The sequence below is a fragment of the Pectobacterium jejuense genome, assembly GCF_026800125.1.
Taxonomy (GTDB): Bacteria; Pseudomonadota; Gammaproteobacteria; order Enterobacterales; family Enterobacteriaceae; genus Pectobacterium; species Pectobacterium jejuense.
The window spans coordinates 69479-80997 of sequence record NZ_JAPQKX010000003.1; the positions used below are offsets into that span (position 1 = coordinate 69479).

An 11519-nucleotide genomic window follows, 5' to 3' on the forward strand; every position below is an offset into this window, starting at 1 on the left:
GAATAAAAACAGGTTATAACGGTCCCGATACCGAAATAAACCAGTCAGGAAAGCGATGCTGTACTCCGTACCGCCTTACCAACCTCAGTAAAAAGTATAAGTTTTCTTATTTCACAACTCATTGGGCAATAGCACAGCATTCCCTGTCGAAATGCAGATTAAATATGTCATTATCACAGGCCAATGGGAGGTGTTTCACGAAAACCGGGAAAAGCGAATTTCCGCCTTATAAACACCGAAATACGTCTTCCCAGCAGCCGATTTCAAAGAGATAAAACCTGGATTTCCATGAGATAAATAAACGGCAAGCCTATACCCTAAATAATTCGAGTTTCAGGAAGGCGGCAAGAGAATGAGTCCCGATGAGCTTACTCAAGTAAGTGATTCGGGTGAGTAAGCGCAGCCAACGCACATGCAACTTGAAGTATGACGGGGATATAGCAAAACGCTGCGCCATCAGTACGATAGCGCAGCGTTTTGTGTTATTGCCTATATTCAGATTAATGCAGTAACGACTGGCCTTAATTCTTAACGAACGGCTTCAATTCGATACGTTTAATATCTTTCACAATGAACAGGTAGCTAAAGATCGCAACCAGCGCATGAATCCCGACATACACCAGACCACCATTGAAGGAACCGGTCATTCCGATGATGTAGCCAATCGCAATCGGCGTCACGATACCAGACGCGTTACCGAACATATTGAACAGCCCGCCGCTTAACCCGCTGATTTCTTTCGGTGCGGTATCGGCCATAACCGCCCAGCCCAGCGCACCAATGCCTTTACCGAAGAAGGCTGCTGACATCACTGCAATAACCACCCACTCGGTTTCAACGTAGTTACAAATCACCATCGACATGGAGAGCAACATACCGAGAACGATGGGCGTTTTCCGGGCAAAGGTCAGTGAATTGGTCCGGCGCATCAGGTAATCGGAAATCACGCCACCCAGAACGCCCCCGACAAAACCACAGATAGCAGGAACCGAGGCGACAAATCCCGCTTTGAGGATCGACATACCGCGAGCCTGAACCAGATAAAGTGGGAACCAGGTGATGAAGAAATAGGTCAGTGCGTTAATACAGTATTGACCGATATACACACCCAGCATCATACGGGACTGCATTAATTGCTTGATTTGGTGCCATTTTTCGCCTTTTTCGGTCGCTTTCTTTGTCCCTTTGGCGTCCATGTTAATTAGTGCGCCACCGGCTTCGATGTAGTCCAGTTCGGCCTGATTCACACCAGGGTGATCTTTCGGATCGTGGATCACTTTCAGCCAGATGAAGCTCAGAATGATACCCAATCCGCCCATGAACCAGAACACGTGCGCCCAGCCAACTGCCTGCGTCAACCATCCCATGATCGGTGCAAAAATGACCGTGGCAAAATACTGTGCCGAGTTGAATATCGCAACGGCAGTACCACGTTCTTGTGCAGGGAACCAGGCAGCGACAATGCGGCTATTTCCTGGGAAGGAAGGCGATTCACACAAGCCGACCATAAAGCGCAGGAGGAACAGAGAAATAACAATGCCCGCGCCGCTGAAGATATCGACAAAGCCTTGTAATAAGGTAAAAAGCGACCAGGTCAAGATACTGTAGAAGTAGACTTTCTTTGAGCCAAAGCGATCGAGCAGCCAGCCCCCAGGTATTTGCCCAATAACATAGGCCCAGGAGAACGCCGAGAAGATATAACCCATCCCCACCGCGTCCAACCCAATTTCCTTAGACATTGCTGAGCCAGCAATGGACAAGGTCGCACGGTCTCCATAGTTAAATGACGTGACAATAAACAACATCACGACAATCCAGTAGCGGGCGTTTGTTCTCTTTTGTATCGCGCCAGCTGCTGAGCTTACTGTATTCATGATGAACTCCTGCTTCAATCGCGGTTCGCTCATTCATTCCGAATAACAGATAACGGTGTAGGGTTATCAGAATGAAGATCAGTGGATAGTTAACATTCCCATTTTTATTTTTTTTGCGAATAGCCAGGCTATATAGCATCAGAGTAATTAGCTGACATATTCAACTCGCAGGAACATTATAATTTTTACCCGCTGACTGCTCACTAGATAAAAGCACAACATTAAAAATGTCCTTTTGAATATGTTGGTGCACTTGCACGATATAATGCGAGGTATTTCACGAAAAACACCGCCGTTCTCTTTTTACATTTATACACATTATTGTCATTTCCTCCTGAAAAAACCGTACGCAGTCAGAATGTGATCAAACTCACCGAAAATTGGTTCTTCGCCTGATAAATCCGAAACAAAAAGCGCTGGCTTAGGTCAATTGCATAATGTACGAGAAGAGAACCTCACGTATACTCGTTAGCGAGCAATGAAATAATAGCGTGATAATAGTTATCACCGCGTTTCTGATAAACCAATAATAAAGGCTTGCATCATGTCAGATAAATCAGAAAGTAATGCTGCACAAGAGCAGCCACTTTATATTAAGGTTCACGATTCTGATAATGTTGCCATTGTTGTTAATAATAATGGCTTACGTGCTGGAACCCGTTTTAATGACGATCTGGAATTAATTGAGCATGTTCCGCAAGGTCACAAAGTAGCCCTTGTGGATATCGCCAAATCAGGCGCCATCATCCGCTATGGTGAAATTATCGGGTATGCGCTGCGCGATATTGCCAAAGGAAGCTGGATCGATGAATCGCTGGTCGAGTTGCCTCAGGCTCCCGCGCTGGAAACCCTGCCGCTAGCGACCAAAATTCCCCCTGCTCTGCCTGCGCTGGAAGGTTATACCTTTGAAGGCTACCGCAACGCCGACGGAAGCGTAGGGACGAAAAATCTGTTAGGCATCAGCACCAGCGTGCACTGCGTCGCGGGCGTGGTGGACTATGTCGTCAAAATTATCGAGCGCGATTTATTACCGAGATATCCCAATGTGGATGGCGTGGTCGCACTCAACCATCTTTATGGCTGTGGCGTAGCAATCAATGCCCCCGCTGCGGTGGTTCCTATCCGTACCATTCACAATCTGGCGCTGAACCCGAATTTTGGCGGCGAGATATTGGTGGTCGGCCTGGGCTGTGAAAAATTACAGCCGGAGCGCCTGCTGGAAGGAACGTCTGACGTACAGGCCATCTCCCTTGACGACACCAGCATTGTCCGCTTGCAGGATGAACACCACGTGGGTTTCAGATCGATGGTGGACGACATTCTGACGATGGCAGACAAGCACCTGCAGCGGCTGAACAAACGTCAGCGTGAAACCTGCCCGGCCTCTGAGCTGGTTGTCGGCATGCAGTGTGGTGGCAGCGATGCTTTCTCCGGCGTGACCGCGAACCCAGCCGTTGGTTTTGCATCCGACCTGCTGGTACGCTGCGGCGCAACCGTCATGTTCTCCGAAGTGACCGAAGTGCGCGACGCCATTCATCTGTTAACGCCACGCGTCATCAATGAAGAAGTCGGTAAACGCCTGCTGGAAGAAATGGCCTGGTACGATAACTACCTCGACAGCGGGCAAACTGACCGTAGCGCCAACCCATCGCCGGGCAACAAAAAAGGCGGCCTCGCGAACGTGGTGGAAAAAGCGCTTGGTTCCATCGCCAAATCCGGCACCAGCGCGATTGTCGAAGTCCTGTCCCCCGGACAGCGTCCAACCAAACGTGGCTTGATTTACGCCGCAACACCGGCCAGCGACTTTGTGTGCGGTACCCAGCAGCTTGCTTCCGGTATCACCGTGCAGGTCTTCACCACCGGTCGCGGTACCCCCTATGGCCTGCTGGCTGTACCCGTCATCAAAATGGCGACCCGCACTGCATTGGCAAACCGCTGGCACGATCTGATGGATATTGATGCCGGTACGATTGCGACCGGAGAAGCCACGATCGAAGACGTAGGCTGGCAGCTTTTCCACTTCATTTTGGATATCGCCAGCGGCAAGAAAAAAACCTGGTCCGATCAATGGGGGCTGCATAATGCACTGGCCGTCTTCAATCCAGCGCCAGTAACCTGATTACCGTTCTCCGCAGGCCAGCGTCATTATCTGGTCTGCGGATAGCGTTATTTGATCTAAAATAAATTCAGCGTTAATAAAAACGAAAGAAAGGCGGTAATTAAAAGAATAAACAGCAGAGCAGCAACATTTAATTTCATTCACGCAAAGAAAAAATAAAAAAAACTTAACAAGTCATTCTTCTTAGCGTCAAATTCATCGATTCCAAAACATCTTTTAAGAAAAATCCCTATTTTACTTCCTACCTATTTTTTAATCATTTTTTACCAATTATTTATTGCTAATAAAATGAATCAATTGACAGATAATCGCCCTCATCATAAATTTACGCGTGCTGAAAAAGCGTGCTAACACTGATGAAATATTTGTTACAAAATCGCCATCACGCACAATATAGGGTAAATAGGCCGATCATTATAAATAATGCATAAAATTATTTTATATAAATGAACGAGTCACCCAAAAAATTTCAGTATACCCATTTGAATAACTTGAATATTTACACAGCAATATGCCTGACAGATTTCACGGGACGAACCATTCGGCAGCGACACGGCGTTTCAGCCTCTGTAATAACCAGAGCGACTGAGGCGAGAAAAGCGGCCAGCATGTCTGAACCTGGAAACTGAGCGGGATACGTACGCCGGGGTTTCTAATGAGATTAAATACACCTGTTACACAGCAGGAGTATCTGTTAGACATGGACACCATATTGATGTCCACGACAAATATTCACAGCCACATTACCTATGCCAACTCTGCCTTCATTACGGTTAGTGGTTTTTCCGAAGAGCAGCTCATCAATCAGCCTCACAATATTGTGCGCCATCCTGACATGCCCGTTGAAGCCTATGCCGACATGTGGTTTACGCTGAAACAAGGCGATAGCTGGACTGGGTTAGTTAAAAATCGTCGCAACAACGGTGATCACTATTGGGTTCGCGCTAACGTTACGCCGGTCTACCAGCAGGAGCAGCTCGCAGGCTATATTTCGGTACGTAACACGCCCAACGCCGAAGAAATCAAGTCTGCCGAAGCGCTGTATAGCGCCGTGCAGAAAAAACAGGCGGGCAGCCGTAAGTTCTACAAAGGATTAGTCGTTCGCACCGGACTCTTTTCGCCACTGTCGCTCTTGCAGAAATTGTCAGTCCGCTGGCGCCTGCGCATTGCGGTCTTAGCGGTGGGCCTCATTCCCGCACTGCTTGCTTTCAGCGGTATGAATCCGCTGTGGCTGCTGGCACTGACGCTACTACTCATCGTCATCATGGATCAGTTTCTGCAACAGCAAATTGCACAGCCAATCAGGATGATACTGAAGCAGGCTCAGCATGTGGTATCAGGCCGTAAAGTAAAGCATGTCCACCTGAACCGGGTCGACGAAATTGGCTTGCTGCTACGCTCTGTTAACCAGTTTGGCCTGAACCTGCATTCGCTTGTCGGCGACGTCAGTACACAGGTAAACGGCATCACCAACGTCAGCCATAAGCTGGCGGAAAACAATGTCGACCTGAATACCCGCACGGAAGAAACATCGGCCAATCTGCAACAAACCGCCGCCGCCATTGAAGAAATTACCGTTGCCGTGCAGCAAAGTGCAGAAACGGCGGCACAGGCCACCATCATGGCAGAAGCCGCCAGCGGTACCGCGCTTAAAGGTGGCAACATCATGAAGGAAACCATCGGCATGATGGATTCCATCTCCAGCGCCAGCGATAAAATCGTTGATATCATTGGCGTGATAGACAGTATTGCCTTCCAGACCAACATCCTTGCGCTGAATGCGGCCGTTGAAGCCGCTCGTGCAGGCGTACAGGGGCGCGGATTTGCGGTGGTGGCCGCTGAGGTTCGCAATCTGGCACAGCATTCCGCTTCTGCGGCCAAAGAGATTAAAGCGCTGATCGATGCCAACGTCGAAAGTGTGAAACAGGGCAGCACAATGGTCGAGAACGCGGGCAAACATATCAGCGACATTGTTGATGAAGTCTTGCAGGTCTCCACCATGATCAAAGAGATCAGCAACGCAACGCATGAGCAAACCTCAGCATTGGGCCTGATCAATACCTCTATTGCGCAGATAGAACAAATGACACAGCGCAACACCGATATGGTTACGCACTCAACAGAAGCCGCTGAAGGGCTCAACCTTCAGGCAAGGCGGCTGAATAGCGCGATTAACGTGTACGGTAGTTAACTAACGTCATCTCATCCATTGCGGCAAGGGAGTAGAAAAGCCCCCTTGCCCCCCTTTATTTCCCTCCTGTAAACGCATATCCCCCTCGTAGTTTTGTAAGCTTTTCGTAAAGAAAAGGGCGAGACTGCCGATAATCACTGCAGAATTGACTTATTTCAGGAGGAAGTGATGGCCAATGATATCAGCCGGATTACAATGAATACGGTATCAAACGTAGCGGCGGCCTCTACGGCCAGCAAGTCTGGATCTAATACGGAGGGTAAGGCTGCATCGACGAGTGATAGTAAAGCTGCGCCTTCTGGCAGTAGTGCTGCTCAACAAAAAATTGCCGCAATACAACATCAGATCAAACAGCTGACCAAAAAGCTAAAAGATCTGGGCACATCGGCCGCCAATGCGCAAAGTGAAGACGAGCGTAAACTCATCAAACAGCAGCAGCAGATGATTCAGGCACAAATCCAGGCGCTCTATGCCGAAATTGCCCGCATCCAAAAAGAAGAAGCGGAAAAGAAAGCGATGGAAGCTGCATCAAAAACAACATCACAACAAACTGTAAATAAAGCCAAAAAAGGCGGTGTTGATATCTACGTCTAACTGCAATATCTGGCGTATCCCCCTGCTTCTTTTTCTCCCTTTCCTGACTGATACATTTTGTTACATGAGCTGTCAGGAAAGTGAGCATTTCATGTTTCATTGCCAACAATATCCCCTTCGAGAAAGTGCTTAAATTGCCGATGCACAGGCATCTAGCCCAAGTCATTCGGGTATCAACCCTAAATAATTCGAGTTTCAGGCAGGCGGTAAGCGAGGGAGTCCCGATGAGCTTACATAAGTAAGTGATTCGGGTGACTAAGCGCAGCCAACGCACATGCAACTTGAAGAATGACGGGTACATCGGCATCTTTTCAGGAGGGAAAATGTCAAACACCATCAGTAGTATCAGCGTATCGACAACCACGGCAAGCAGCAGTAAAAGCAGCAACACCTCAGAGCAACAGATTGCGCAGCTCACCAAGCAGGTTCAGGCGCTTACCAAACAGGTGAGTAAACTGACCGAATCCGCTTCCAGCGCAGAAAGCGACGAAGAACGTAAACTGATCGAACAGCAGCAGCAGGCCATTCAAGCGCAGATCCAGGCGTTACAGGCACAAATTGCCCGTTTGCAGAGTGAAAAATCGGAACAGCAGTCTGATTCCTCTGCTTCGGCTCAAAGTGCTAAACAAGAAGGCGTTAACCGCCCGACAGCAGATAACCAGATTAATATCTACGTGTAGTCTGCGTCAGGGATGGGGTAGCTAGTCAATGTGAAAGGTCGCTTCATTGAAGCGACCTTTTTCGTCAGAGGTTACGACAGGAAATGATAATCAGGAGCGGGACCGCTTCAGCGGCGTAACCAACCCTTGCAGACCTTCTATCTTGATTGCCAGCGTAATCTGCATCAATTCCCCTAAGCGACCTTTAGGAAATTCATCCTTGCGGGAGAACCACAGCAGGTACTCTTCCGGTAAATCGATCAGCACTCGCCCTTTGTATTTACCAAACGGCATCTGCATCGTGGCAATGTCTATCAGGTCTTCTTTTTCCATCCGTTTACGCCCCCAATAGTCGGATCATTTCCGCCTCATCGATCACTGGGATCCCTAGTTCCTGCGCCTTCGCCAGTTTAGAACCCGCGGCTTCACCCGCAATCACCATATCGGTTTTCTTCGAGACGCTGCCGCTTACTTTCGCCCCTAACGCCGTTAACCGATCTTTGGCTTCGTCGCGGGACAGAATACTTAGCGATCCGGTCAAGACCACCGTTTTCCCCGCAAATGGGCTGTCGATCTCTTCCGCATTGACCACCTGAACCTCAGGCCAGTGAATGTTGATGCCGGCGGGATCGGTCAGTTCGCGGATCACGGTTTGGTTGTGCTCTTCCTCAAGGAAATGACGCACATGCGCGGCAACGACTTTACCGACATCCGGCACCGCCAGCAGCGCGTCTTCATCGGCAGCAAAAAGCGCCTCTAGCGAACCAAAATGAGCAGCCAGATTAGCCGCCGTCGATTCGCCAACGTCACGGATCCCCAACGCATAGAGGAAACGTGCCAGCGTGGTACTTTTCGCCTTTTCTAGCGCATTGACCAGATTCGTCGCGGATTTCGGCCCCATGCGATCCAGCCCCGTCATGATCCCAGCGCTCAGACGAAACAGATCGGCTGGCGTCTTGACGTACTCTTTTTCCACCAGTTGATCGATGATCTTATCGCCCATGCCTTCCACGTCCAATGCGCGACGAGAAACAAAATGCTTCAGTGCCTCTTTGCGCTGGGCACCGCAGATCAGGCCACCGGTACAGCGCGTGACGGCCTCGCCCTCTACGCGTTCAACGTCAGATCCACACACGGGACAGGCTGCCGGGAAAACGATCGGGCGCACCGTTTCTGGCCGCTCAGATTCCACGATGCCGACGATCTGCGGGATCACATCCCCCGCTCTACGCACAATGACGCGATCGCCAATCTGCAAACCTAGCCGCTCAATTTCATCCGCATTATGCAGCGTGGCGTTGCTGACGATAACCCCAGCCACGGCGACCGGCTCCAGACGCGCAACGGGCGTGATTGCGCCTGTCCGCCCAACCTGAAACTCGACATCGCGCACCCAAGTCAGCTGTTCCTGCGCCGGGAATTTAAAAGCCACCGCCCAGCGAGGCGCACGGGCAACGAACCCTAACCGTTCCTGCAGTTCCAGAGAGTCAACTTTGACAACCACGCCATCGATATCAAAGCCTAACGCGCTACGTGTCTGCTCAACCTTACGATAAAAATCGAGTACCTCGGCCGGACCAGTGCACAGCTTAATTCTGTCGCTAACCGGCAGTCCCCAATTCTTGAACTGCATCAGTCGCTCCCAGTGGCTGGCGGGCAACTCACCGCCTTCCAGCAGACCGACGCCATAGCAGAAGAAGGTCAGCGGACGCTTAGCCGTAATGCGCGGGTCAAGCTGGCGCAGCGATCCGGCGGCAGCGTTACGCGGGTTGGCAAACACTTTACTCCCCGTACGGCGAGCCTCTTCGTTCAGCTTTTCAAAACCGCTGTGCTTCATAAACACTTCACCGCGTACTTCAACACGGCGCGGAATATTGTCACCCTCAAGGCGCAGTGGAATCGCTGCAACGGTACGGATGTTACTGGTGATATTTTCCCCGGTCGTGCCATCTCCGCGCGTGGCCGCCTGCACCAGAACACCGTCTTCATATAACAGGCTGACGGCTAAGCCATCCAGTTTCAGCTCGCAGCAGAAGGTCAGATCGTCACCGTTCTTCAGCCTGTCGCCAATTCGCTTGCTGAAGGCCAGATAGCTTTCCTCATCAAAGACGTTATCCAGCGATAACATCGGCACTTCATGGCGTACCTGCTCAAATGCCGCCAGCGGTGCCGCACCCACGCGCTGCGTGGGAGAATCGCTGGTCACCAACTCGGGGTGATCCGCCTCTAACGCTTTCAGTTCCTGCATGAGTTTGTCATATTCGATATCAGGAATTTCGGGCGCATCTTCAACGTGATATTTGTATTCGTGATGGCGTAAGACCCGGCGCAACTCCGCTACCCGCAGTGCGGCCGCATTCACTTCGGCTGGTTCTTTCTTCACTGGTTTCATACCTGTTTTATCTGACGTGTCGCCCTGTCGGCGTCGTGATTGTTATGATTCTCGCCCGTGATGTACCAGAGCGAGAATCATTAGCTTGCGGACTAACGGCGCCGAAACCTTTCGAGCACCGTCAGTTTTATTTCATTTAAGATTTAGACGTGTTGGCTTTAATCGTGTTGATGATGTTCGTCGTGGAACAGCCGTCCTCAAAGTTCAGGACTTTCACTTCACCGCCGTTGGCCCAGACTTCTTCACTACCGGCGATTTCATGTGGCTGGTAGTCTCCGCCTTTCACCAGAATGTCCGGCAGAATGCTGGCAATCAGGCGCTGCGGCGTATCTTCTTCAAACGGCACGACCCAGTCGACGGCTTCCAGTGCACCCAGCACGATCATCCGCTGCGGCAGCGGGTTGACGGGACGAGTCGGCCCCTTCAGACGCTTGGTTGAGGCATCGCTGTTTACCGCAACAATTAATCTGTCGCCAAGTTTGCGGGCGTTTGCCAAGTAAGACACGTGTCCGGCGTGCAGAATATCGAAGCAGCCGTTGGTCATCACGATCTTTTCGCCACGCTGACGCGCCAGTTCAACGGCATGCTTCAGCTGTTCTTCGGTCATTACACCAAATCCGGTGTCGGCACGGCCGCGGATAGCATTTTCCAATTCAATCGGCGTGACCGTAGACGTACCCAGCTTGCCGACGACGACGCCTGCGGCGGCATTCGCCAGGAAACAGGCCTCTTCCAGCGGGTTGCCTGCCGCCAGCGCAGCGGCCAACACACCGATTACGGTATCGCCCGCACCGGTCACGTCGTACACTTCCTGCGCCTGCGTCGGCAAATGCAGCGGTGCTTTGCCCGGCTGTAGCAGCGTCATCCCTTGCTCGGAACGGGTAATCAGCAACGCGGACAGATCGTAATCGGCCACCAGTTGCATACCGCGCTCAACCAGCTCGTCTTCCGTTTTGCAACGCCCTGCCACCGCTTCAAACTCAGACAGGTTTGGCGTCAGCAACGTCGCGCCACGGTAACGGGCAAAATCCGTGCCTTTCGGGTCGATCAACACCGGAACGCCAGCCGCTTTTGCCGTCTGAATCATGGTTTGCACATGCGCTAATGCGCCTTTCGCATAGTCAGACAGCACCAGCGCGCCAATTTTTGGCAGCGCCAGTTGAATACGCTCGATGATCGGCTGAGGATCAATCCCTTCAAATCCCTCTTCGAAATCCAGTCGGATCAACTGCTGATTACGCGACAGCACGCGCAGCTTGGTGATCGTCGGATGCGTAGGAACCGCGACAAAGTCACACTTCACATTCACTTCGCCAAGTTTGGCATTCAGTGCGCGAGCAGCATCATCAATGCCCGTTAACCCCACCAGACGCGACCCCGCGCCCAATGCAGCGATGTTCATGGCGACGTTCGCCGCGCCGCCGGGGCGCTCTTCGATCGTATCCACCTTGACCACAGGCACCGGTGCCTCCGGTGAAATTCGGCTGGTCGGCCCATACCAGTAACGATCCAGCATGACATCACCCACCACTAACACACCCGCTTGACGGAAATCAGGCAGCGTCACTTTCATCCTCTACTCCAGGCTTATTTCGCATAATGCGCGTAATAATATCATAGGCACGTATCATACACGCCACTGCCGCGCGGCTCTAAACCGCACGACACATTTGACCAATAGATAGAAGGA

Annotated in this window: 8 protein-coding genes; 4 read left to right on the forward strand and 4 right to left on the reverse strand. The window is 51.2% G+C overall.

What is annotated here, in order from left to right; translation table 11 throughout:
- Nucleotides 1-521: 521 nt before the first annotated feature.
- Entirely contained in the window at nt 522-1874 is a 1353-nt protein-coding gene (locus tag NXT09_RS06730) for an MFS transporter (protein WP_205551443.1), read from the reverse strand.
- A gap of 544 nt (nt 1875-2418) precedes the next feature.
- On the opposite strand from NXT09_RS06730, the gene garD reads away from it, so the two are divergent.
- The 4 genes from garD to NXT09_RS06750 all read left to right on the forward strand — a co-directional run bounded on the left by garD (nt 2419) and on the right by NXT09_RS06750 (nt 7458).
- Nucleotides 2419-3993: a galactarate dehydratase gene (gene garD / locus NXT09_RS06735; protein WP_014916496.1), complete on the forward strand. Its 1575-nt coding sequence runs from the start codon at nt 2419-2421 to the stop codon at nt 3991-3993.
- Between the two features lie 655 nt (nt 3994-4648).
- Nucleotides 4649-6184 carry a methyl-accepting chemotaxis protein gene (locus NXT09_RS06740; RefSeq protein ID WP_268579226.1) on the forward strand — a complete coding sequence of 512 codons (1536 nt, stop codon included), beginning with the start codon at nt 4649-4651 and terminating at the stop codon, nt 6182-6184.
- 168 nt (nt 6185-6352) lie between these two features.
- Nucleotides 6353-6778, forward strand: a complete 426-nt coding sequence (locus NXT09_RS06745) for a FlxA-like family protein (RefSeq protein WP_268579227.1) — start codon at nt 6353-6355, stop codon at nt 6776-6778.
- Between the two features lie 323 nt (nt 6779-7101).
- Nucleotides 7102-7458 (forward strand): FlxA-like family protein, encoded by a 357-nt coding sequence (locus NXT09_RS06750; RefSeq protein WP_268579228.1) that lies wholly within the window; start codon nt 7102-7104, stop codon nt 7456-7458.
- Nucleotides 7459-7548: 90 nt separating this feature from the next.
- Here NXT09_RS06750 and NXT09_RS06755 read toward each other — a convergent pair whose 3' ends face one another.
- From NXT09_RS06755 to hldE, 3 genes are all read right to left on the reverse strand, one after another.
- Nucleotides 7549-7770 carry a DUF3820 family protein gene (locus NXT09_RS06755; RefSeq protein WP_039486232.1) on the reverse strand — a complete coding sequence of 74 codons (222 nt, stop codon included), beginning with the start codon at nt 7768-7770 and terminating at the stop codon, nt 7549-7551.
- Between the two features lie 4 nt (nt 7771-7774).
- Nucleotides 7775-9829 (reverse strand): NAD-dependent DNA ligase LigA, encoded by a 2055-nt coding sequence (gene ligA, locus NXT09_RS06760; protein WP_268579229.1) that lies wholly within the window; start codon nt 9827-9829, stop codon nt 7775-7777.
- Between the two features lie 136 nt (nt 9830-9965).
- A complete protein-coding gene (gene hldE / locus NXT09_RS06765; RefSeq protein WP_205551454.1) occupies nt 9966-11402 on the reverse strand; it encodes a bifunctional D-glycero-beta-D-manno-heptose-7-phosphate kinase/D-glycero-beta-D-manno-heptose 1-phosphate adenylyltransferase HldE in 1437 nt (478 codons plus the stop codon).
- Between the last annotated feature and the right edge of the window lie 117 nt (nt 11403-11519).